The sequence below is a fragment of the Rhodococcoides fascians NBRC 12155 = LMG 3623 genome, assembly GCF_001894785.1.
In the GTDB taxonomy this organism is placed as follows: domain Bacteria; phylum Actinomycetota; class Actinomycetes; order Mycobacteriales; family Mycobacteriaceae; genus Rhodococcoides; species Rhodococcoides fascians.
The window spans coordinates 1,149,808-1,170,037 of record NZ_BCWW01000001.1 but is presented as its reverse complement, the minus strand read 5'-3'; the positions used below and the strand labels follow the sequence as shown (position 1 = coordinate 1,170,037).

Here is a 20,230-nt window from a genome sequence, read left to right as displayed (position 1 = left end):
GCGCCGTTTCGAGCGTCCCTAACCCAGAGCGCAGTTGACGAGGTCACACTCGGGGGTCAGCGTGACCCCGAACTTCTCTCGCACACCGTCTCGGACGTTCGCGGCAAGAGCCATGATGTCCGACGCGGTGGCCCCGCCCCGGTTGGTGATCGCGAGTACATGTTTGGTCGACAGGGCCGCGGTACCGCGGCCGAACTCGGTGCCGTAGCCGCGCGGGAATCCCGAGTTCTGAATGAGCCAGGCGGCCGGAATCTTCGTGCCGGCCGGATCGGGGAAGCTCGGCGCGTGGGTTGCCTGCTCCGGCACCTCCGGCAACACCGGGTTGAGGAAGAACGACCCCACGCTCCACGTGTCGTGATCGGCCGCATCCAGCACCATTCCACGCTCACCGCGCAGCGCGAGCACTGCTGCGCGTACGTCCGGTACCGGAACGACGTCGCCGATCTGCACATCGAGCCGCTCGGACAACGCCGCGTAGCGCACCGGCAGCGATTCGGTGGTCTTCTTCAGCGCGAACGTCACGTCCAGAATCACGTAACGCGACGATCGCTTGAACACCGACGACCGATGCGTTCCGAATCCGCACTGCTCGGGCGTCCACACCGACGTTTCCTGCGTCTGCCGGTCGTAGACGGTGAGGCTGTGCAGCAATTCCGACGTCGACGCGCCGTACGCGCCGACGTTCTGAATGGGCGTCGCGCCCGTCGTTCCGGGAATCCCCGACAGCGCTTCCATCCCGGACAGCCCGGCATCGATCGTCGCTTGTACGACGGCATCCCACTCGACACCAGCGTCGACGGTCACCCGCTCGCCGTCGATCTCCAACCGCGAGCCGGTCACCCGAACCACCCGGCCGTCGAACCCGCCGTCGCCGACGACCAGGTTGGATCCGCCGCCGATGACCAGCACATCCGTCCCTGCACGGTCCGCGTCACGCACCAGGGAGACCAACTCGTCAGCGTTCGTCGCGACGGTGAATTCACGGGCTGGGCCGCCCACCCGGATGGTGGTGAGTTCGGAAATTGCAGTAGGCACGGACTCTCACGCTACCGGTCGCGCACGAACGTCCTCAGTCACCCGGTAACCTGCGGGGATGCCTCGCCCTATTGAGCACAGCTCGACTGTGCCCGCCTCCGCCGACAAGGTCCACGCAGCGCTGACGTCCGAGCAGTACTGGAAGGACCGCATCGAGCAGATCGGCGGCCCCGGTGCCAGCTTGAAGAGCGTCACCGTCGGCGACGGCACCATCGACGTCGTCATGACCCAGTCGGTCCCCGAAGAAGAGCTGCCGTCCGCGGTCACAGCCTTCAAGAAGGGCGACCTCATCATCGAACGAACCGAGAGCTGGGGACAGTTCGACGGCACCCACGCCGCGGGCACCTTCGGAGCCACCGTCGAAGGAGCACCCGCGCGCATCACCGGCACCACCAGCCTCGACGGCAAGGGCGAGACGACCACCGTCGCGCTGGCCGGCACCACCGAGGTCAAGGTCCCCATCTTCGGCGGGAAGATCGAAGCGATGATCAGTGAGCAGGTCCTCGCCCTCATCGACAACGAGCAGGACTTCACCGGTAACTGGATCGCCGCGCAAGCAAGCAGCTGAGCCTGGTCGTTCCGCAGGCTCCACTCCTGGGTAACCTGGCGCACTATGGCTCGCCGAATGAACTACTCCGCCCGGTTCACCCACTCGACGCAGCAGGTCTATGCAGCGCTGTCCAGTCGCGAGCACTGGGACGCGCGCATCGAGGAGATGCGTAAGTATTCGGAGAACGAGCTGAAGAGCTTCGAGGTGTCCGACGCCGGAATCGACATCGTGATGCACCACGTCATCCCCCGTACCGAGTTGCCCGACATCGCACAGACGGTGATGAAGAAAGACATGGTCATCACCCGCAACGTGCATTTCGACGCGTACGGGGAAACCACGGCGGGGCACTACGACGCGTCGATTCCGGCCGGACCCGGCTCACTGAAGGGCACCACGTCACTGTTCCCCACCAACGGTGGCTCGACGCTGCGCACGTCCTCCGAGGCCAAGGTGTTCCTGCCGTTCATCGGCGGCAAACTCGAGCAACTGATGCTCGTCAACCTCATCGACCTGTGGCGCGGCGAGGGCGAAGTGACCGCCGACTGGCTCGAGAAGAACGCCTAGCCCTGAACAGTCCGAACAGGGGTCGTTCCGCAGGCTCCACTCCCCACCCGGGTCGTTCCGCAGGCTCCACTCCTGCCCCTGAGGGTGTCATCACCCGCGGCACCACCGGCATCAACCGGTTGCGTCGCAGCGACCGGTGGTTGATGCACGATCCCGATGTCCGACGCGTCCTGCGCGAATCACCGGACCCCCTCGTCGTCGACCTCGGGTACGGGGCGATGCCGAACACGACTCTCGAACTCGCGGGCCGACTTCGAACCGTCAGGCCCGATCTCCGAGTCACCGGTCTGGAAATCGATCCCGCGCGGGTGGTCGAAGGAAGCGGCGGCGTCGAATTCGCCCGTGGCGGCTTCGAGTTGGCCGGACTGCGACCGAATCTGGTGCGGGCCTTCAACGTGCTGCGGCAATATCCCGAGGACGCGGTTCCCGGTGCCTGGCACCGCATTCTGTCGGGCCTGGCACCCGGCGGCCTGTTGGTCGACGGCACCTGCGACGAACTCGGTCGACGCTGCGCGTGGGTGCTGCTCGACGCCGATGGGCCACGATCTCTGACTCTGGCCTGGGACCCGTTCGATGTCGAGATGCCGTCGGACATCGCGGAGCGGCTTCCGAAAGTGTTGATACACCGCAACATCGAGGGCGAGCTGATCCACGATGTGCTGCGCCGCGCCGACCGCGCGTGGTCGGTCTCGGCACCACTGGCCCCGTTCGGCCCCCGGTTGCGTTGGCGGGCGGCATTGAAAGTGCTTGCAGAGCAAGGACTCCCGGTCGCACTCCCCCGCCGCCGCATGCGAGACAACGTGCTCACAGTGCCCTGGTCGACGGTCGCCCCGACGTGACCGATCCTGCTGCGAAGGAAATGCGCATGAACACACCTGACGCTCTCACGGTGAGGCCGTGTGTGCGCGACGACCTCGAAATACTCGAGCAGTGGCGCACTGTGGAGCCAGTCGAGTGGGTCGATTCGACTCGCCTCCACGAGGACATGGCGTCGGGCAATTACCGGTTCGAGTGGACATGGCTGGCCGAACGCGCCGGCCGTCCGGTCGGGCGCGCGGTGTGGTGGGGCCGTTCCGACGCAACGAGCCCGGTCACCCTCGACTGCTTGTCGGTCGCCCCGGACGAGGAGAGACCGGACGACGTCGGCGCTGCACTGGTCGGTGCCGCCCGTGCAGCGTTCGATCACAGCATCGCATTGGAGTTCAATGTCGATGTGCCGGTAGGGAACTCGATGGACGATTCCCTGCCGCGGGCGTTGGCGTGGCGCGCATCGGCTGCGTACGGAGGCGGATTCACCCGCACGACCGAACGCGTCTCGTTCGCCCGGACGGCTGACGCCCCGCCGCCCGAGACGTCGACCCGACTGCACTTCTCGGCGGGCACCGATGCAGAATTCCTCGAGGTGTTCGAAGCCGTCGCAGCCGGAAGCCTCGACTCCCATACTCGAGAGATGGTCGCCGAGCACGGCGTCGCCACACTCGCCGCGGACGATCTCGTCTTCTATGGTTCGCTACCGGGGCGGCGGGAGTCCTGGCAGATCGCCGGCCGACTCGACGGCACGACGGTGGGCTTCGTCGTCCCGACCAGAAATGCCTACGACGCGGCCATTAGCTATCTCGGGGTGTTCCCCGAGCATCGTGGTCAGGGCTATGTCGACGATCTACTGTCCGAGATGGTCCGGATACACCACGACGACGGGCAGCACCGCATAGTCGGAACCACCGATGCAGCAAACGCACCCATGCGAGCAGCCTTCGAGCGCGCAGGCTTCGTCGTCACCCGCACCCGCATCGTGCACGCGGGCTAGCGATCACGTACAGGCGGACAGCGCCAGTTCGACGCGTTCGGCCACTCGATCGGTGCTGCTGCCGGCCTCGGAGTACAGCGCCTGCGGGTCGACGCGACCGATGGCCACGGCGTCGCCCACCACCTCGTCGAGGGTGATCTGCGAGATACCGCCTGCGGCGAGGTCGAGGACCGTGCGTACGGGAGTGGTGATGTTGAACGTGCCGGCCGATTCGACGTCACGCGGCTCGAGCCGCAGTCGGTGCACTGCCAGGCGAGTGTCGGTGAGTCTTAGGTCGCCGAACGCGCAGAGATGTACGAACTGCGGGTGCAGGTGTCCGAAACCGTGCAATTCGGCGGCGCTCTGGTGTGAGATCACTGCCTCGCCGCCGAACCACGCGCACCACATGGCGAACACTTCGAGTTCGCTGTGCGGCCACTGTCCGAGCCGAAACAGGTTGCGCTCGACGCGAGTCCACGTGGACGTGGCCAGGTTGACGCGCACCATCGCAGAGTCGAAGCCGAGTTCACCGGCCTGTTCGGCGGTGAAGTAGCCGTCCTGCCGGGTAGCGAGCGAGTGCAGCTCCTGCACACTCGGTCCTATCGTGCTCATGCAGCAAGAGTACGTCAGAATGTGTTACACATCACAAACTTTCGAATCGAATCCCCGGACTCGGCGAGTTTCACAGAGCTTGCTCAGAAACTTCGGGAAGACTGCCGGGAATGACATCCTCAGCCAGGCGCAGCACAGTACCGCTGATCGCAGTCTCCGTTGTTGTCGTCCTCCTCGTCGCCGTCATCGGCGGAGAACTGTTCGTTCGGCAGCAGATCAAATCCTGCCTCGCCGGCCAGCTCGAGTCCGAGCTGGGCAGCCAGGTGGAGGTGGGTCTCGGCTTCAAGCCGGTCTTGCTGTCCTTGGTCGACAAGAAGGTCTCGTCGGTGACCGTCGACAGCGACGATGCTCGATTCGGCCCGGCCGAGGGCATGGTCGTGCACGCCGAGGCGAACGATCTGAACCTGACCCAAAGCGCCGACTCGGGCGGCACCATCGGTAGCTCGAGTGCCGACATCTCGTGGTCGACCGACGGCATCACCCGCACCCTGCAGAGCCAGGGCATCGGTGCCATCGTCTCCGGGGTCACGTCCGACGCGTCGGCGGGCACCCTGGAGTTCGCCGTCGGCGCGCTTGCGAAGCTGACCGTCAAGCCGCAGGTCACGGGCGGCAAGGTCGACGTCCAAACCGTCGACGCATCGATTCTGGGCCTGGGAATCCCCACCGATCTGGTCGATTCCGTCGTCGGCGTGCTCACTGACAGCCTGCAGGCGTACCCGCTGGACATGGCTCCGACGTCGCTGACCGTCACCGACTCCGGCATCGAACTCGCCCTCGAAGGCGGCCAGTACACCATCCCGGCCACCCAGCAGAACCAGAATCAGCAGACGCCCGAGGGTTGCTCCCTGGTCGCGTAACCCACGTGAGCGGAAACTCGTAGCCCACTACGAGTTTCCGTGCACGTGCGACGCAGTCGCTCTAGTTCAGCCCGTCCAGCACCGCACGGGTACCCGATAGCCCCAACCGCGTGGCACCGGCGTCGATCATGGCCAGGGCAGCGTCCGTGGTGCGGATGCCGCCGCTGGCTTTGACGCCCAAACGTCCGCCGATGGTCTCGGCCATCAGCCGCACCGCCTCGACGCTCGCGCCGCCAGCGGGATGGAATCCGGTGGATGTCTTGACGAAGTGAGCTCCGGCCTTCTCCGCGGCGCGGCACACTTCGACGATCGCCTCGTCGGACAGCGCTGCCGATTCGATGATCACCTTGAGTACCGCGTCGCCGATGCCTTCGCGGACGGTCACGATGTCGGCCAGCACGGCGTTGTAGTCCCCGGCGACGGCCGCGCCGACGTCGATCACCATGTCGACCTCGTCGGCCCCCTGCTGCACGGCCAGTCGCGCCTCTGATCCCTTGATCAACGAATGATGCTTACCCGACGGGAATCCGGCCACCACAGCGGTGAGCATTCCCTCGGCGCGAATCGGCAGCATCGACGGGGAGACGCACACGGCGAGCACTCCCAGCTCGCGGCCTTCCTCGATGAGGGCCTCCACGTCGGCGGCCGTGGCCTCCGGCTTGAGCAGGGTGTGATCGACCATTCCGGCGAGGGCGGCGCGGGTGAGTGTCATGAACCCAGCTTTTCACAGCACCGCATGTCGCGGCCCTGTCGGTCTACCATTCTCGGCTATGGACGCAGCCTCGCTCGCCGACACGTTCAACGCCACCAGCAGAGAGTTCGACGCGGTGACGCCGCTGGTCTGGGGCCCGGCCGGGCAGTCGCTGACGTTCGCTCTGGGGCTGCGATCCGGCGACGCCGTACTGGACGTGTGTTCCGGCACGGGAGCGTCCGCGCTCCCCGCCGCAGCAGCAGTCGGCCCGGACGGCCTGGTCCATGCCGTCGACCTCGCCGACGACCTGCTGGAGGTGGGCCGGGTGAAAGCCACCGAGCGCGCCCTGCGCAACATCGACTTCGTCGTCGCCGACGCCACGGCCTGGGAACCGCCGTCGACCGTTCCCGACGCCGGATACGACGCCCTGGCGTGTTCGTACGGCATCTTCTTCCTGCCGGATCCCGAGCGGGACTTCTCGCGTCTGGTGTCGCTGGTCCGGCCTGGTGGCGGCGTCGGGGTGACGGTGTGGCGTCAGGGCGCGATCGAGGCGTTCTCCCGTGCGTATTTCGAGGTGATCGCAGCACATTCTCCGTCCACGGAGCAGGTGGGCCGCCTCGCGCAGGAGGGGTACGACAAGCACCCGATCCGGCGCATGGAGACGGCCGATCTGCTCGGTACGTGGCTCGCGGCGGCCGGTACGACGGACGTCCGGGTATCCGAGCTGAGCAATCATGTACCCGCCACGGAGTCGTTCGTGTGGAGCTTCGTGTTGGGCAGTGCTCTGCGCGGTGCCCTCACCCCGTTCGACGACGCAGCCGTCGGGCGGATTCGAGCGGACTTGTTCGCGTCGCTGACCGAGCGCGGCATCGATTCGATCGATCTCGGGACACTGGTGGCAACCGGGTTGCGAGCGCCCTGAGAGAATTGCCCCCATGAGTTCTTCCGTGTCCGAGGATCGCCGCTACGTTCTGTCCCTCGGTTGCCCAGACAAGACGGGCATCGTCGCCCGTATCTCCACGTTTCTCGCCGAGGTCGGCGGCTGGATCGTCGAGGCCGCCTATCACGCCGATCCCGATACCGGTTGGTTCTTCACGCGTCAGGCCGTGCGGGCCTCGTCGGTGAGCATGAGCGTCGAGGATCTGCGTGCCCGCTTCGCCGAGGTGGCTGCCGAGCTCGGCCCGGAAACCGAATGGGCACTGCATGATTCGGGCGCACCCAAGCGAGTCGTACTGCTGGTGAGCAAGGAAGCACATTGCTTGCACGACCTCCTGGGCCGCGCGGCCGGCGGGGAGCTACCCGCTCAGATCTCGGCGGTGATCGGCAACCACAGGTCGCTCGAGCCCGTCGCTGCGGCGCACGGAACACCCTTCCATCACGTCGAGTTCGCGAAGGACCCGTCCGAGCGCGGACCGGCTTTCGAGGAAGTCCGCTCGCTCGTCGACTCCTACGACCCGCACGCAGTGGTGTTGGCGCGCTTCATGCAGGTGCTGCCCGAGTCGCTCTGCGAGCACTGGGCCGGTCGCGCCATCAACATCCACCACAGCTTCCTGCCGTCGTTCGTCGGTGCTCGGCCGTACCACCAGGCGTTCGCCCGTGGCGTCAAGCTCATCGGCGCGACGTGCCATTACGTGACGGCCGAGCTCGACGCGGGTCCCATCATCGAGCAGGACGTCATCCGCGTCGACCACTCCGACGAGGTGACCGACATGGTGCGTCAGGGGCGCGACATCGAGAAGCTGGTGCTCTCCCGCGGCCTGCGCTGGCACCTCGAGGATCGCGTCCTGGTGCACGGACGCAAGACCGTGGTGTTCAGCTAGACCGTTAGGGTCACAGGTTCCGCAGGCGAACCACTTCGGCGTTGAAGTCGTCGATCGCTTCCACCGAGCTCATGTGGCCGATTCCGGGGATCACGATCAGTCGGCTCAGGTGATCGTGGTCGTCGAGTGCTCGGGCGAGCTTGCGCGCGTGCACGGGCGGGGTCAGTCGATCCGCAGATCCGACGAGCACGCTGGTGGGCACGGACATGTTCTCGAGCGCCTCGCGGATGTCGAGGTCGCTCAACGCAGCGCCCCAGATACCCCGGGTACGCGGCGCGCACTCGAGCACGATCTTCTCGCAGAACGCCACCTCGGCGGGCGTGGCACCGGGGGCCATCGAGATGTACTTGATGGCTTGGCGGGTCACCGGGGACGGCCGTAGCGGTAGCGCCGAGCTCAGCACAGCGCGTCCCACCGGAGCGGGTACCCGTGGGAAGCGCTGCGGCAACGGGATGACGGTGGTCTCTCGGACGAGGGAATCCGTCGCCGTGCTGGCGAGCAGCACGGCGCTGACCAGGCGGTCGACCTGATCGGGGTAATTTCCGGCCCACGCCATGATCGACATGCCGCCCATACTGTGCCCCACCAGGACGGTCTTGTTGTCCTCGGTGACGGTGGCCGAGAGAACGGCCGACAGGTCGTCGGCCAGTACGTCGGGGCTCAGCGGACGCGTTCCGACGTCGCTGCGCCCGTGTCCGCGCTGGTCGTAGACGATGACGCGGTAGCGACCTGCGAGCGCATTGATCTGCGGAAACCAGTAATCGGCCGAGCAGGTCCAACCGTGACTGAACAGGACGGGTTCGGCATCGGGGTCACCGTAGCTGCGCACGTGCAGGTGTGCGCCGTCGTCGGTGACGACTTCGGTGACGGTCGGCTCGGCCGTGGGATGCTGCAGCAACTCGTCCGGCTGCACGTCCGTGGTCTTGGTGAACGAATGCAGTCGACGTCGCCGAACGACGAAGGCCCCGATGCTCGCGGCAGCGGCGATGCCTCCGACTCCGAGCAGCGAACGTTCGATTACCTTGCGTGAAACCACTGATATTCCCCTCTACCTGTGACCCCCGAGCGGGTGCGGTAGAGGTTACGCCCAGCGCCGAACGGGTGCTTCAAGCCCCTCTACCAGCGCGGTCCGCGCTGAATGCCGTCGAGCTTGGGACGCACGTCCACCAGGTACACGCAGACTGCGACGACACCGATGATGCCCAGGAAGCCGATGACGCCCGAGACAAGGATCAGCAGCAGACCGACGAACAGGATTGCGAGCCAGGCATTCTTGGTCAGCTTGTCCACGGCCGGAAAAGCGTCCGAGCGCTGACGTAGTGCGTGGAAAATCGCGTAGGCCGCTCCTGCCACTCCGAGTAGCTGGAGGAAGGTCAGGATATAGAAGCTGAAACTGCCTGCGATGCTCACAGGCGACAGTGTACGAGAAACGACCCCTGCACCGTGCGGTGCAGGGGTCGTTTTCTTTACGAGTGCTTTAGCTGGTGGTCTTCTTGGCCGGAGCCTTCTTGGCAGCCGGTGCCGGTGCGGTCTTCTTGGCGGCCGGTGCCGGTGCGGTCTTCTTGGCCGGTGCCGGAGCAGCCTTCTTGATCGGTGCGTCGGCGGTGCCGCGGGTCTTGGATTCGACCTTGCCTGCCACACCGCTCACCTTGTCGGACGCCTCGACGGCCTTGTCCTTGGCTTCGTCGCCGGCTTCGTCGATGTTCTCGGCGAGCTCGTCGGCGGCCTCGGAGATCTCGTCGGCACCTTCGCGAACCTTGTCCGACGCGATGCCGGCCAGAGCTGCGGCGCGCTCGCCGACTGCGCGGGTCTGCGATGCGACAGTTCCGAGAGCGTGCTCGGTGAGGTCGACGACGTCGTTGGCGGCGGAGTTGGCGCGTTCGAGGCCTTCTTCGACTGCCGGGGTGCGGCGGATGCGCTCGACGGTCTCTTCGCCGCGCTCGGCGAGCGAGGTGTACAGGTCGGACGCGACCTTGAGGTACGCCTCGGCTACCTTGCGAAGCTCGTCCGGGGTGAAGCGCTCGCGGAGCTCGGCGATCTCGTCGGGCAGCTCTGCGGGCAGGTTCGTCAGGCGCTCGCGGAGCGACTCGACGCCCTCGGTGACCTCGTCGGAGAGGTCTGCGATGCGGGCGTTGACCTCGCTGGTCCGGCTCTCGGCGCGCGAGCGCACCTGTGCCACGACATCTGCGACGGCCTGGACGACTGCGTCGCCGGCACCGACAGCTGCGTAGATCGGAGTCTTGACGTTCTCGAAATTCTTGGAATCAGACATCTGGTGTCTCCTGTTCGTCGGTTTCGGGCTCTTGCGTCGACTCGTTCTCACGACAGAACGAGTCGTAGATCTCGATCAGCACTTGCTTCTGCCGTTCGGTGATGTGCTCATCGCCGAGCAGAGCTTCGCGCACCGGACCGTGGGGACGCGCTTCCAAGATCCCGGCCCGGACGTACAGCACCTCGGAGGAGACGCGCAGACCCTTGGCTATCTGCGCAAGCACTTCTGCGGACGGATTGCGTAGTCCGCGTTCGATCTGGCTCAGATACGGGTTGCTCACTCCGGCCCTGCTCGCGAGCTGCCGCATGGATACTTGTGCGGCTTCTCGCTGGGACCGGATGTAGCTTCCGATGTCCTGGGCTGCAGTCGTGACGACTGCGGCGACAAGGTCTCCGGCCTCGGCGACCACCTGCGTCGCCTCGGTCGCTTTGGCGACCAGATCCCCCTCGTTCTCGGCCATCTCGGCCTCCTGGTTTCGGTGTCCTACTGGACGGTACCGAAGGGTGCTAACTATTGCAAGCACCCTGCTAGCACTAGTGCCCGAAGATCAGATCGGAGACGGTGTAGATCGCCAGGCCTGCGATGGAACCGACGACGGTGCCGTTAATCCGGATGAACTGCAGGTCTCGTCCGACCTGCAGTTCGATCTTCCTGCTCGCTTCCTCGGCGTCCCAGCGCGCGACGGTGTCGCCGATGATCGTCGTGATCTCGTCTGCGTAGTTGGCAGCGATGTAACGGGCCCCACCCAGCAGCCAACCGTCCGCTTTTCCGCGCAATTCGTCGTCGTCGCGCAGTCGAATGCCGAAGTTGGCCGTGTTCTCCTTGATCTTGTTGCGCAAAGTACTCGTCGGATCGTCCACCGACTCGGTGATCAGACGCTTTGCCACCTTCCACGTCGACGCGGCGAGCCCGGTGATCTCCTCGCGGCCCATGATCTGTGCCTTGAGCTTCTCGGCCTTCTCGATGGTGGCCGGATCGTTCTGCAGATCGTTGGCGTAGTCGACGAGGAACTTGTTCGCCGCCAGGCGCACCTCGTGTTCGGGATTGGAGCGGATCTTCCACGTGAACTCGACGAGTTCCTTGTAGACCTTCTCCCCCAGCAGCGTGTCGACGAACTTCGGCGACCAGTTGGGCGAGTCCCGGGCGACGACACGATCGATCATTTCCTGGCTGCCCAGTGCCCACTGATGAGCGCGCTCGGCCAGCATGTCGATCAGCGGGAGCTGACGATTCTCGCGAAGCAGCTCGTCGAGGATGCGGCCGATCGGCGGCCCCCATTGCGGATCGGCCAGTCGGCGCACGATGGTGCTGTCGATGACGGCGGTGATGTCCTCGTCGTTGAGCACGTCGACCACGCCGTGCAGCACCGTTGCCGCCTCGGCCGCCACCCGTTCCGCATTGTCGGGTTGGGCGAGCCAGGTGCCGAGTCGCAACGGCACCTGGGCCGACGCGACCTTCTCCGAGACGACCTCGGGCGCGAGGAAGTTGCTACCGACGAACGAGCTCAGGCTGGCACCGAGCTGGTCCTTCTTCTTCTTGATCAGGGCCGTGTGCGGAATCGGAATGCCCAGCGGATGCTTGAACAGGGCCGTCACCGCGAACCAGTCCGCCAGCGCGCCCACCATGCCTGCCTCCGACGCCGCTCGGACGTACCCCACCCATGCCCCGGCCCCGGTGGATTCCTGCCAGCGGCAGAAAAGATAGACGATCGAGGCGAAGACGAGGAATCCCGTCGCGACGGTTTTCATCTTGCGGAGGTCGCGACGCTTGGTCTCGTCGTCGAAGTTCATGAGCTGCACACCCGACATTGTGCCCAGAATCGCAACCGATCAACCGGGCACGGCCCCCTCCTGTGTCGTACCCGACGCATAAGGTGGGTGACGTGGTGAAAAATAGTGCGGCGGCAGCCTCGGAGGACGCCCCCGAGGCGGACGCGGACAAGCCCAAGATCGAGAAGCCGGACGGCCGCAAGCGTCGATGGCGAGAGCACAAGATTGCCCGACGCGAGGAGCTCGTCGACGGTACGTTGGCCGCGATCCGGCTGCGTGGTCGCGAGATCGGGATGGACGAGATCGCGTCGGAGATCGGTATCTCGAAGACGGTGCTCTATCGGTATTTCACCGACAAGAACGATCTGACCAGCGCGACGATGTCCCGGTACGTCGAAACCACCCTCGCGCCGCGCATCTACTCCGCGATCTCCCACGAGCTCGACGAGTACGAGCTGACCCGGGTGGTAGTGACCGCCTACGTCGAGACGGTGGCCACCGATCCCGAGGTGTACCTCTACGTGATGGCCAACAACGCCGGCAACAACCGGGACGTGGTGGCCGAGTCCGAGCGCATGATCGCCGAACTCCTCTCCACCGTGTTGGGTGAGCGGCTGCGCCAACGTGAGATGGATTCGGGCGGCTCGGTGCCGTGGGCGTTCGCCATCGTCGGCGCAGTCCAGTTGGCCACGCACTGGTGGATCTCGAACAAGTCCATGTCCGCCGACGACCTGATCGACTACCTCTGCATGATGATGTGGGGCGGCATCCACGGCGTGGCCATGGCCGACGGCTCACCGGCCAAGTTCAAGTCGCAGCCGCATCCTCTGGTGGACGACGAGCCGGGTAAGTCCTAGCGCTCGTCGTATTCGTCGTCGAGCGGAACTTCGGTGCGTTGTTCGATGACGTCCGTGGCGTCGGCCTCGACGGGGAGATCGCCCGCATCCGGCTCGTCCGGTTCGTCCGCGATCGGCAGATTCTGCTCGACGCGATCCTCGGTCGGAGATTCGATCGGTGATTCGCTCATGTGTCCATTCGTACCACTGCCGCGCACACGGTTCTCGTTTGAAACTCGATCGCGCCGGTAATCCGAACGAACATGAACAACGAAACATTGTCCGGACGCCGAATTGCCGTTCTCGCCACCGACGGTGTCGAGCAGGTCGAATTGGTGCAGCCCCGTGAAGCCGTCGAAAATGCCGGTGGCACAGTCACATTGGTTTCGCTCGATCACGGCGACATCCAAGCCATGAACAGCGACGTGAACGCAGGCGACACGTTCAGTGTCGATAAGATCGCGGGTGAGGTATCGGTCGACGACTTCGACGCGTTGATCCTGCCCGGCGGCACCACGAATCCCGATCAATTGCGCGTGGATGCGGACGCAGTGGAGTTCGTGCGTGCGTTCGTTCAGGCGCGCAAACCGGTCGGAGTCATCTGCCACGGCGCGTGGACGTTGGTCGAAGCAGACGTACTGAAAGGCCGCACGCTGACGTCCTACCCGAGCATTCGGACCGACCTTCGTAACGCCGGTGCGACTGTCGTCGACGAGGAAGTGGTCGTGGACGGCAACCTGGTGTCGAGCCGCAACCCCGACGACCTGCCGGCCTTCTGCGCGAAGATCGTGGAGCACTTCCGCGCTTGATAGGTTAGCGTGCCCTATGCGCATTTCTCGATCTCTGGCCCTGCCTGCGGCAGCCGTGGCCCTCGCTCTGACCCTGACCGCGTGCGGATCCGATAGTTCCGACGGCGGTGACTCGGCCGACTCGGCTGCTGCGGGCACGGTAGTCACCGACATGTTCGGGGAGGTCGAGGTGCCGGCCGATCCCCAGCGAGTAGTTGCGCTCGGCTGGTCCGACGCCGAAACCGCACTGGCTCTCGGCGTGCAGCCCGTCGGAGCCAGTGACTGGCTCGGCGTCGGAGGCAACGGCCTCGGCCCTTGGGTCACCGAAAAGTACGACACCGACCCGACGATCCTGGCCACCTACGACATCGACGTCGAATCGGTCGCCGCCCTGGCACCGGACCTGATCCTGTGGACCCGGAGCACCAACGACAAGGCCGTGTACGACCAGCTGTCCGACATCGCCCCCACTGTCGCGGCCCCTCCGGGAACCGACGTCGCCTACGGCACCACATGGGACGGGCAGACCGAGATCGTCGCCAAGGCACTCGGAAAAGTCGACGAAGGCAAAAAGCTGATCGACGACACCAAGACCCAATTCGCCGAGACCGTGGCTGCCAACCCGGAATTCGCCGGCAAGTCCGTCGCCGTCGGCACGCTGTACAGCGGCCAGAGCGGGGCCTACGTACGCGGCGACACCCGAGTCGACTTCCTCGAAGCACTCGGACTGACGAACGCCCCGGCCATCCAGGACCTCGCCCAACCCGGGAAGTTCAGCGTCGACCTCTCCGAGGAGAACATCGCGAACCTCGACGCCGACCTGACGGTCATGTTCCCCATCGGCAGCGGACCCGAGGTCATCACCGAGAACCCGCTCATCCAGGGACTCCCGTCGGCCCGCGACGGACGCCTCGTCGTGCTCGGTGACACCGACCTGTCCAACGCATTCTCGGCCGCCTCGGTCGCGGGAACCCGATACGCACTCGACAACGCAGTGCCACTGTTCGCAGCACCACTGAAGGCTTAGCTCACACCCTCCCGGGCGGGCTTGTCACACCCTGCCCGGGGGCTTGTCACACTCTCCCGGGCGGGCTTGTCATATTCTTCCCGGGGGAAATCCACCCGCGGCGATCGGGCCCCAGGTGTCGATCGTGATGCGGATCAACGACTTTCCCTGCTTCACCATCGCTGCGCGGTATTCGTCCCAGTCCGAGTGCTCGCCGGCGATGCTGCGGAAGTACTCCACCAGAGGCTCGACGGCGTCGGGGAGATCGATGATCTCGGCCGTCCCGTCGACCTGAACGTAGTCGCCGTTCCAGTCGTCGCTGTGTACCAACACGGTGACGGCCGGCGTGCGGCGGATGTTGTGCACCTTGGCGCGCTCGGGGTAGGTGGCGATGACGATGCGGCCTTCCGAGTCCACGCCTGCGGACACCGGGGAGACCTGCAGACCGTCGTCGCGCTTACGCGTGATCAGGGTGTGGTGGTGCCGCGGAGAGACGAATTCGAGCAGTTGCTCACGCGACACAGTCTCGGCTTTTGCGATGGTAGGGGCCATGAATCCCATGGTAGAGAAGTAGTCTTCCGCCTATGGCCGACAAGTCGAAACTGTGGACGCTCTCTCCCGTCGATGTGCTGCGCGCCAGTGCCTCTCCTCGTGTGGAGGACATCGATTTCACCGCCACTCCGGGGTTCGACGGCGCGAAAGCGCACGGCAACGACGTCCTCGAGCAGCGCGGTGCGGTGCTGGCGGCGCTCCAGGAAAAGCTCTATGCCCACGGGCGCACAGGCGGCACCAAGTCGGTTCTGCTCGTGCTGCAGGGCATGGACACTGCAGGCAAGGGCGGCATGGTCAAGCACGTCATCGGGATGGTCGATCCTCAAGGCGTCGACCTCGCGTCGTTCGGGGTGCCGACCCAGGAGGAGAAGCAACACCACTACCTGTGGCGCATCCGCAAAGCTCTTCCGCGCGCAGGCCGGATCGGGGTGTTCGATCGGTCCCATTACGAGGACGTTCTCGTCGTCGCGGTCCACGACCTCGTGCCACGGCAGGTGTGGGAGAAGCGATTCGACGAGATCAACGCTTTCGAGAAAGAGTTGGTCGACGAGGACACGGTCGTCGTCAAGGTGGCCTTGTTCGTCTCGGCCGACGAACAGAAGAAGCGACTGCAGGAACGGCTGGATCGACCCGAGAAGCACTGGAAGTACAACCCGGGTGACGTCACCGAGCGTGGCTTCCTGCCGCAGTACCGGGCCGCGTATCAGCGAGTGCTGGATCGTACGGACTTCGATCATGCACCGTGGTACGTCGTGCCGGCCGACCGCAAGTGGTACAGCAGACTGGCCGTCACGGAAATTCTCATCGACGCGCTCGAAAAGCTCGATCTCGATTGGCCCGCAGCCGATTTCGATGTCGAACACGAGAAGCAGCGACTCGCCGAAAGCTGAACCCCCTTCGAAGGCGTGAATGGTCCATCGACCCCCGTCTGGGCAGGTCGATGGACCATTCACGCGTCCAAGGAGACAGTTACAGCGTGGCTGCGTCGATCACGAAGCGGTAGCGCACGTCGGACTTGACGACGCGGTCGTATGCCTCGTTGATCTTCTCGGCCGGAATGACCTCGATCTCGGCACCGATGTGGTGCTCGGCGCAGAAGTCCAGCATTTCCTGGGTCTCGGCGATGCCGCCGACCATGGAACCGGCGAACGAGCGACGGTTGGCCAGCAGGTTGAATGCAGGCACCTCGAGGGGCTTCTCGGGAACACCGAGCTCGACGAGGGTTCCGTTGCGGGCCAGCAGTCCCAGGTACTTGCCCATGGGCAGGTTGGCCGAGACGGTGTTGAGGATCAGGTCGAACTTGCCCTGCAGATCCTTGAGCGCGGTGGTGTCCTTGGTGGCGTAGTACTCGTCGGCACCGTAGGCCTTGCCGTCAGCTTCTTTCGCATCCGTCTGGCTCAGCACGGTGACGTGCGCGCCCATGGCGTGAGCGATCTTGACGCCGATGTGTCCGAGGCCGCCCATTCCGATGATGGCGACCTTCTTGTCGGGGCCGGCTCCCCAGTGCTTGAGGGGCGAGTACAGCGTGATGCCGGCACACAGCAGCGGCGCGGCGACGTCGAGTTCGACGCCTTCCGGGATTCCGAGGACGAACTTCTCGGTGACGACGATCTGGGTGGAGTAGCCGCCGTTGGTGAACTCACCCTCGTAGGTGGTGGAGTTGTACGTCTGGACGACGCCCTTGGTGCAGTACTGCTCGTCGCCGTCGAGACATGCCTCGCACTTGCCGCAGGAGTCGACGAAGCAGCCGACGCCCACGCGGTCGCCGACCTTGCGGGTGGTCACCTCGGAGCCGACCTCGGCCACGATGCCGGCGATCTCGTGTCCGGGAACAACGGGGTACGTGGTGCCGCCCCACTCGTTTCGGGCGGTGTGGATGTCGGAGTGGCAGATGCCCGCGAACTTGACGTCGATGAGGATGTCGTGCGGTCCGACTGCGCGTCGCTCGATCGTCGCCTTCTCGAGCGGAGCGTCCGGAGCGGTGGCCTGGTAAGCGGTAGCTGAAGTCATATCTACATTGCTACCTACGCATCTGTGTAAGCGCAACACAGCTACCGCTGCGACCAGGCTATTCCTGCTCCGAACGAGTCGTTCGCAACAGTAACGTCAGCTGTTCTTGGCGATATTGACGCCGAGCCATCCAACATACGTTGCCAGACCGACCAGTCCGATCTTGCGGGTCTTGGGGTACGCGATCGCCACGCCGACGGCCAGTTCTGTGGCCCCGTTACGACTGATCCAGGTTCGAGTGTCCTTGGGGAACGGAAGCTTGGTGATTCCCTCGAAGGCCTCCGGCACGACGAAATGGGCCGCGCCTGTAGCGGCCAACCCGATTCCGAATGCCTTGGGCACCAGACCGTTCGACTTCTTGGACTTGCTCACTGACATGCTCCCTGGGATCGATGGATTTGCACCGGCAGACCGACAATAGCGCTCGGCAGGCCGCTGCGCGGCGACCCGCCCGAGACGCCCACTACTTTGCTACGCGGCCGTTCTCGTAGCGGTAGAACCCGGCCCCGGTCTTCTTGCCCGTCTGCCCCGCCTCGACCATGCGCAGCAACAACGGCGGTGCCGCGAACAGCGGCTCGTCGAATTCCGAATACATGGAGTCGGCAATGGACTTGACGGTGTCGAGGCCTACGAGATCCGCGAGCGCGAGCGGTCCCATCGGGTGCGCCAAACCCAGAACCGTCGCTTTGTCGACGTCTTCCTTGGTGGCGAATCCCGACTCGACCATGCGGATCGCCGAGAGCAGATACGGAACGAGAAGTGCGTTGACGACGAAGCCCGAGCGATCCGCGGATCTCACCACCTGCTTGCCGAGAACATCTCCGGCGAAGGCTTCGGCGCGGTCGGCCACCGCATCGGACGTTGTGCTCGTGGTGACCAGCTCGACGAGCGGCAATACCGGAACCGGATTGAAGAAATGAAGTCCGACGACGCGTTGCGGTGCCGTGGTGGCCGACGCGAGCGTCGTGATCGGAATGGACGAGGTGTTGGACGCGAGCACGGCATTCGCGTCGGACACCACCGCGTCGAGTTCTGCGAATATTGCCGCCTTGATCTCTTCGTCCTCGAGGACTGCTTCGACGACGAGTTGGCGGTCTGCGAAGTCCCCGAGGTCGCAGGTGAACCGCAACCGGGAGGCGGCGTGTTCTCGTTCGCGCTCGGTGATCTTGCCGCTGCTCACTCCGCGGTTCAGTGATTGCAGGATGCGGCTGCGGCCGGCCGTCGCCAGTTCGCGAGTCTGTTCGTAGACCGCCACGTCGACGTGCGCGCGGGCGCAGACCTCTGCGATTCCCGCACCCATCTGTCCGGCTCCGACGATCCCCACCCTCTCCACCGTCACAGCAAACTCCTAGCGAATAATGTTGCACCACAACAGCTTAAAGCGAGATGAGGGTAACCCTTCCGGGGTACGCCCAGAACCCAGGCGATACAAATCAGGCGGCCCGCAGCGAAACGCTGGGGCCGCCTGACTAGTGCGCTGAAGTTCCGGGGAGGCGGGCTAGCTCAGTGGAACTGGCCTTCTTCGGTGGATCCCTTCAGTGCAGCCGTCGAGGTGTTGGGGTCGACGGTGGTGGCGATGCGGTCGAAGTAGCCGGCGCCGACCTCACGCTGGTGCTTGATGGCGGTGAAGCCACGCTCTTCGGCAGCCTTGAACTCGCGCTCCTGCAGGTCGACGAACGCGGTCATGCCTTCGCGGGCGTAGCCGTGTGCCAGGTCGAACATGCCGTAGTTGAGCGAGTGGAAGCCCGCGAGGGTGATGAACTGGAACTTGAAGCCCATGGCGCCGAGTTCCTTCTGGAACTTCGCGATGGTGGCGTCGTCCAGGTGTGCCTTCCAGTTGAACGAAGGCGAGCAGTTGTAGGCCAGCAGCTGGTCCGGGAATTCGCTGCGAACCGACTCGGAGAACTTCTTGGCGACCTCGAGGTCCGGGACGCCGGTCTCCATCCAGATGAGGTCTGCGTACGGTGCGTAGGCCTTGGCGCGAGCGATGCAGGGCTCGATGCCGTTCTTGACGCCGAAGAAGCCTTCTGCGGTGCGGGTTCCGTCGAGGAACTCGCGGTCACGCTCGTCGACGTCGGAGGTGATCAGCGTGGCTGCCTCGGCGTCGGTGCGGGCGATGATGACCGAGGGGACGTCGGCGACGTCCGAGGCCAGACGGGCGGAGGTCAGGGTGCGGATGTGCTGCTGGGTGGGGATGAGCACCTTGCCACCGAGGTGGCCGCACTTCTTCTCCGATGCGAGCTGGTCTTCCCAGTGCACACCGGCAGCGCCGGCCACGATCATGGCCTTCTGCAGCTCGTAGGCGTTCAGTGCGCCACCGAAGCCTGCTTCGGCGTCGGCCACGATGGGTGCAACCCAGTTCTTGACGGACGTGTCGCCCTCGATCTTGGCGATCTCGTCGGCGCGCAGGAGCGCGTTGTTGATGCGACGGACGACCGACGGAACCGAGTTGGCCGGGTAGAGGCTCTGGTCCGGGTAGGTGTGGCCCGAGAGGTTGGCGTCGCCGGCGACCTGCCAGCCGGAGAGGTAGATCGCCTGGAGGCCGGCGCGAATCTGCTGCACGGCCTGGTTGCCGGTGAGGGCACCGAGCGAGTTGATGTAGTCCTCGTTGTTGACGAGATCCCACAGGATCTCGCTGCCGCGGCGAGCGAGTGTGGCTTCTTCGACCACAGTGCCCTGGAGGTCGGAGACCTGCTGCGCGGTGAAGTTACGGGTGACGCCCTTCCAGCGCGGGTTGGTGTCCCAATCCTGCTGAATCTCGGCGGTGGTCTTCGGGGTGCCGGTGGTCGACATCGGAGCTCCAGTCTCTTCTCTGCTTCTCGGCCTGCCGCGAGACGAATCTTCACATCGTTGCCAGGCCCTTCTGGTGTACTCCAAAACAATGGCACACCCGAAAACAGGCGTCTACCAGTTGTTAGTGCCAATCTTGGCTAGCTTTCCAGAGCCCTTTGCTAAGTCTGCGAATTTTCGGGGCTCGCATACCTCGCCGATCGGGCAGCGTGGTTACTCGTCGGTAGCGACGAATCCCCAGTTGGTGAACGGAATGAACAAAATTCTTTACGGGACGCTTGTACGGTTT

Annotated in this window: 25 protein-coding genes; 11 read left to right on the top strand and 14 right to left on the bottom strand. The window is 64.9% G+C overall.

Features of this window, described 5'->3' with window-relative positions; all coding sequences use genetic code 11:
* Positions 1-18: 18 nt before the first annotated feature.
* Positions 19-1,035 (bottom strand): UDP-N-acetylmuramate dehydrogenase, encoded by a 1,017-nt coding sequence (locus RFA01S_RS05910; RefSeq protein ID WP_032406484.1) that lies wholly within the window; start codon positions 1,033-1,035, stop codon positions 19-21.
* A 58-nt stretch (positions 1,036-1,093) separates the two neighbouring features.
* Between RFA01S_RS05910 and RFA01S_RS05905 the strand changes: the two genes are divergently transcribed.
* The 4 genes from RFA01S_RS05905 (at position 1,094) to RFA01S_RS05890 (ending at position 3,959) form a co-directional block, all read left to right on the top strand.
* Positions 1,094-1,603: a DUF2505 domain-containing protein gene (locus RFA01S_RS05905; RefSeq protein ID WP_032369787.1), complete on the top strand. Its 510-nt coding sequence runs from the start codon at positions 1,094-1,096 to the stop codon at positions 1,601-1,603.
* A gap of 45 nt (positions 1,604-1,648) precedes the next feature.
* Complete coding sequence (locus RFA01S_RS05900; protein ID WP_032381240.1) at positions 1,649-2,152, top strand: DUF2505 domain-containing protein; 504 nt, start codon at positions 1,649-1,651, stop codon at positions 2,150-2,152.
* Between the two features lie 143 nt (positions 2,153-2,295).
* Positions 2,296-2,991 carry a class I SAM-dependent methyltransferase gene (locus RFA01S_RS05895; protein WP_032386176.1) on the top strand — a complete coding sequence of 232 codons (696 nt, stop codon included), beginning with the start codon at positions 2,296-2,298 and terminating at the stop codon, positions 2,989-2,991.
* A gap of 26 nt (positions 2,992-3,017) precedes the next feature.
* Entirely contained in the window at positions 3,018-3,959 is a 942-nt protein-coding gene (locus tag RFA01S_RS05890; RefSeq protein ID WP_072692022.1) for a GNAT family N-acetyltransferase, read from the top strand.
* Between the two features lie 3 nt (positions 3,960-3,962).
* Here RFA01S_RS05890 and RFA01S_RS05885 read toward each other — a convergent pair whose 3' ends face one another.
* The gene (locus RFA01S_RS05885; protein ID WP_027498386.1) at positions 3,963-4,550 is read right to left on the bottom strand and encodes a type IV toxin-antitoxin system AbiEi family antitoxin domain-containing protein; all 588 of its coding nucleotides are present in this window, start codon (positions 4,548-4,550) and stop codon (positions 3,963-3,965) included.
* Positions 4,551-4,660: 110 nt separating this feature from the next.
* Between RFA01S_RS05885 and RFA01S_RS05880 the strand changes: the two genes are divergently transcribed.
* Entirely contained in the window at positions 4,661-5,407 is a 747-nt protein-coding gene (locus tag RFA01S_RS05880; protein ID WP_027498387.1) for an LmeA family phospholipid-binding protein, read from the top strand.
* A gap of 61 nt (positions 5,408-5,468) precedes the next feature.
* On the opposite strand, the gene deoC is transcribed toward RFA01S_RS05880, so the two are convergent.
* Entirely contained in the window at positions 5,469-6,119 is a 651-nt protein-coding gene (gene deoC, locus RFA01S_RS05875; RefSeq protein ID WP_032406485.1) for a deoxyribose-phosphate aldolase, read from the bottom strand.
* Between the two features lie 58 nt (positions 6,120-6,177).
* Between deoC and RFA01S_RS05870 the strand changes: the two genes are divergently transcribed.
* Complete coding sequence (locus tag RFA01S_RS05870; protein ID WP_032406486.1) at positions 6,178-7,020, top strand: class I SAM-dependent methyltransferase; 843 nt, start codon at positions 6,178-6,180, stop codon at positions 7,018-7,020.
* 13 nt (positions 7,021-7,033) lie between these two features.
* On the top strand, positions 7,034-7,918 hold the full coding sequence (gene purU, locus RFA01S_RS05865) for a formyltetrahydrofolate deformylase (RefSeq protein ID WP_032365183.1): 885 nt from the start codon (positions 7,034-7,036) through the stop codon (positions 7,916-7,918).
* Between the two features lie 10 nt (positions 7,919-7,928).
* Here the strand turns inward: purU and RFA01S_RS05860 are convergent, their stop codons facing one another.
* The 5 genes from RFA01S_RS05860 to RFA01S_RS05840 form a co-directional block, all read right to left on the bottom strand.
* Positions 7,929-8,954 (bottom strand): alpha/beta fold hydrolase, encoded by a 1,026-nt coding sequence (locus tag RFA01S_RS05860; protein WP_080731889.1) that lies wholly within the window; start codon positions 8,952-8,954, stop codon positions 7,929-7,931.
* Between the two features lie 80 nt (positions 8,955-9,034).
* Positions 9,035-9,328 (bottom strand): DUF2516 family protein, encoded by a 294-nt coding sequence (locus RFA01S_RS05855; protein ID WP_032365181.1) that lies wholly within the window; start codon positions 9,326-9,328, stop codon positions 9,035-9,037.
* A 67-nt stretch (positions 9,329-9,395) separates the two neighbouring features.
* Entirely contained in the window at positions 9,396-10,190 is a 795-nt protein-coding gene (locus RFA01S_RS05850; protein ID WP_032390624.1) for a heparin-binding hemagglutinin, read from the bottom strand.
* Complete coding sequence (locus RFA01S_RS05845) at positions 10,183-10,650, bottom strand: helix-turn-helix domain-containing protein (protein WP_027498394.1); 468 nt, start codon at positions 10,648-10,650, stop codon at positions 10,183-10,185. Before RFA01S_RS05845 ends, RFA01S_RS05850 begins: the two co-directional genes overlap by 8 nt.
* Positions 10,651-10,723: 73 nt before the next feature.
* The gene (locus tag RFA01S_RS05840) at positions 10,724-11,998 is read right to left on the bottom strand and encodes a DUF445 domain-containing protein (protein WP_027498395.1); all 1,275 of its coding nucleotides are present in this window, start codon (positions 11,996-11,998) and stop codon (positions 10,724-10,726) included.
* Between the two features lie 140 nt (positions 11,999-12,138).
* Here RFA01S_RS05840 and RFA01S_RS05835 point away from each other — a divergent pair, with 140 nt between their 5' ends.
* Positions 12,139-12,816 carry a TetR/AcrR family transcriptional regulator gene (locus tag RFA01S_RS05835; protein ID WP_228139367.1) on the top strand — a complete coding sequence of 226 codons (678 nt, stop codon included), beginning with the start codon at positions 12,139-12,141 and terminating at the stop codon, positions 12,814-12,816.
* Here RFA01S_RS05835 and RFA01S_RS27645 read toward each other — a convergent pair.
* Positions 12,813-12,986, bottom strand: a complete 174-nt coding sequence (locus RFA01S_RS27645; protein WP_167326064.1) for an Rv3202a family protein — start codon at positions 12,984-12,986, stop codon at positions 12,813-12,815. The genes RFA01S_RS05835 and RFA01S_RS27645 overlap by 4 nt on opposite strands.
* A 72-nt stretch (positions 12,987-13,058) precedes the next feature.
* On the opposite strand from RFA01S_RS27645, the gene RFA01S_RS05830 reads away from it, so the two are divergent.
* Both RFA01S_RS05830 and RFA01S_RS05825 read left to right on the top strand, forming a co-directional pair.
* Positions 13,059-13,604: a type 1 glutamine amidotransferase domain-containing protein gene (locus RFA01S_RS05830; protein ID WP_174557204.1), complete on the top strand. Its 546-nt coding sequence runs from the start codon at positions 13,059-13,061 to the stop codon at positions 13,602-13,604.
* Positions 13,605-13,620: 16 nt separating this feature from the next.
* The gene (locus tag RFA01S_RS05825; protein ID WP_032406487.1) at positions 13,621-14,610 is read left to right on the top strand and encodes an iron-siderophore ABC transporter substrate-binding protein; all 990 of its coding nucleotides are present in this window, start codon (positions 13,621-13,623) and stop codon (positions 14,608-14,610) included.
* A gap of 69 nt (positions 14,611-14,679) precedes the next feature.
* Here the strand turns inward: RFA01S_RS05825 and RFA01S_RS05820 are convergent, their stop codons facing one another.
* On the bottom strand, positions 14,680-15,141 hold the full coding sequence (locus RFA01S_RS05820; protein ID WP_032406619.1) for a PPOX class F420-dependent oxidoreductase: 462 nt from the start codon (positions 15,139-15,141) through the stop codon (positions 14,680-14,682).
* A gap of 32 nt (positions 15,142-15,173) precedes the next feature.
* Here RFA01S_RS05820 and RFA01S_RS05815 point away from each other — a divergent pair, with 32 nt between their 5' ends.
* Complete coding sequence (locus tag RFA01S_RS05815) at positions 15,174-16,031, top strand: PPK2 family polyphosphate kinase (RefSeq protein WP_032406488.1); 858 nt, start codon at positions 15,174-15,176, stop codon at positions 16,029-16,031.
* Between the two features lie 79 nt (positions 16,032-16,110).
* Here the strand turns inward: RFA01S_RS05815 and RFA01S_RS05810 are convergent, their stop codons facing one another.
* From RFA01S_RS05810 to aceA, 4 genes are all read right to left on the bottom strand, one after another.
* Positions 16,111-17,151: an NAD(P)-dependent alcohol dehydrogenase gene (locus tag RFA01S_RS05810; RefSeq protein WP_027498401.1), complete on the bottom strand. Its 1,041-nt coding sequence runs from the start codon at positions 17,149-17,151 to the stop codon at positions 16,111-16,113.
* A gap of 96 nt (positions 17,152-17,247) precedes the next feature.
* On the bottom strand, positions 17,248-17,529 hold the full coding sequence (locus RFA01S_RS05805; protein ID WP_371829090.1) for a DoxX-related protein: 282 nt from the start codon (positions 17,527-17,529) through the stop codon (positions 17,248-17,250).
* A gap of 85 nt (positions 17,530-17,614) precedes the next feature.
* Positions 17,615-18,490: a 3-hydroxybutyryl-CoA dehydrogenase gene (locus RFA01S_RS05800; protein ID WP_027498403.1), complete on the bottom strand. Its 876-nt coding sequence runs from the start codon at positions 18,488-18,490 to the stop codon at positions 17,615-17,617.
* Between the two features lie 164 nt (positions 18,491-18,654).
* Positions 18,655-19,944: an isocitrate lyase gene (gene aceA, locus RFA01S_RS05795; protein ID WP_027498404.1), complete on the bottom strand. Its 1,290-nt coding sequence runs from the start codon at positions 19,942-19,944 to the stop codon at positions 18,655-18,657.
* Positions 19,945-20,230 lie beyond the last annotated feature (286 nt).

Excerpts from the sequence above, each read along its gene's own strand:
- RFA01S_RS05905 (WP_032369787.1), top strand. The coding sequence starts at position 1,094 with ATGCCTCGCCCTATTGAGCACAGCTCGACTGTGCCCGCCTCCGCCGAC.
- RFA01S_RS05900 (WP_032381240.1), top strand. The coding sequence starts at position 1,649 with ATGGCTCGCCGAATGAACTACTCCGCCCGGTTCACCCACTCGACGCAG.
- RFA01S_RS05895 (WP_032386176.1), top strand. The coding sequence starts at position 2,296 with ATGCACGATCCCGATGTCCGACGCGTCCTGCGCGAATCACCGGACCCC.
- RFA01S_RS05890 (WP_072692022.1), top strand. The coding sequence starts at position 3,018 with ATGAACACACCTGACGCTCTCACGGTGAGGCCGTGTGTGCGCGACGAC.
- RFA01S_RS05885 (WP_027498386.1), bottom strand. The coding sequence starts at position 4,550 with ATGAGCACGATAGGACCGAGTGTGCAGGAGCTGCACTCGCTCGCTACC.
- RFA01S_RS05880 (WP_027498387.1), top strand. The coding sequence starts at position 4,661 with ATGACATCCTCAGCCAGGCGCAGCACAGTACCGCTGATCGCAGTCTCC.
- deoC (WP_032406485.1), bottom strand. The coding sequence starts at position 6,119 with ATGACACTCACCCGCGCCGCCCTCGCCGGAATGGTCGATCACACCCTG.
- RFA01S_RS05870 (WP_032406486.1), top strand. The coding sequence starts at position 6,178 with ATGGACGCAGCCTCGCTCGCCGACACGTTCAACGCCACCAGCAGAGAG.
- purU (WP_032365183.1), top strand. The coding sequence starts at position 7,034 with ATGAGTTCTTCCGTGTCCGAGGATCGCCGCTACGTTCTGTCCCTCGGT.
- RFA01S_RS05850 (WP_032390624.1), bottom strand. The coding sequence starts at position 10,190 with ATGTCTGATTCCAAGAATTTCGAGAACGTCAAGACTCCGATCTACGCA.
- RFA01S_RS05845 (WP_027498394.1), bottom strand. The coding sequence starts at position 10,650 with ATGGCCGAGAACGAGGGGGATCTGGTCGCCAAAGCGACCGAGGCGACG.
- RFA01S_RS05840 (WP_027498395.1), bottom strand. The coding sequence starts at position 11,998 with ATGTCGGGTGTGCAGCTCATGAACTTCGACGACGAGACCAAGCGTCGC.
- RFA01S_RS27645 (WP_167326064.1), bottom strand. The coding sequence starts at position 12,986 with ATGAGCGAATCACCGATCGAATCTCCGACCGAGGATCGCGTCGAGCAG.
- RFA01S_RS05830 (WP_174557204.1), top strand. The coding sequence starts at position 13,059 with ATGAACAACGAAACATTGTCCGGACGCCGAATTGCCGTTCTCGCCACC.
- RFA01S_RS05825 (WP_032406487.1), top strand. The coding sequence starts at position 13,621 with ATGCGCATTTCTCGATCTCTGGCCCTGCCTGCGGCAGCCGTGGCCCTC.
- RFA01S_RS05820 (WP_032406619.1), bottom strand. The coding sequence starts at position 15,141 with ATGGCCCCTACCATCGCAAAAGCCGAGACTGTGTCGCGTGAGCAACTG.
- RFA01S_RS05815 (WP_032406488.1), top strand. The coding sequence starts at position 15,174 with ATGGCCGACAAGTCGAAACTGTGGACGCTCTCTCCCGTCGATGTGCTG.
- RFA01S_RS05810 (WP_027498401.1), bottom strand. The coding sequence starts at position 17,151 with ATGACTTCAGCTACCGCTTACCAGGCCACCGCTCCGGACGCTCCGCTC.
- RFA01S_RS05805 (WP_371829090.1), bottom strand. The coding sequence starts at position 17,529 with ATGTCAGTGAGCAAGTCCAAGAAGTCGAACGGTCTGGTGCCCAAGGCA.
- aceA (WP_027498404.1), bottom strand. The coding sequence starts at position 19,944 with ATGTCGACCACCGGCACCCCGAAGACCACCGCCGAGATTCAGCAGGAT.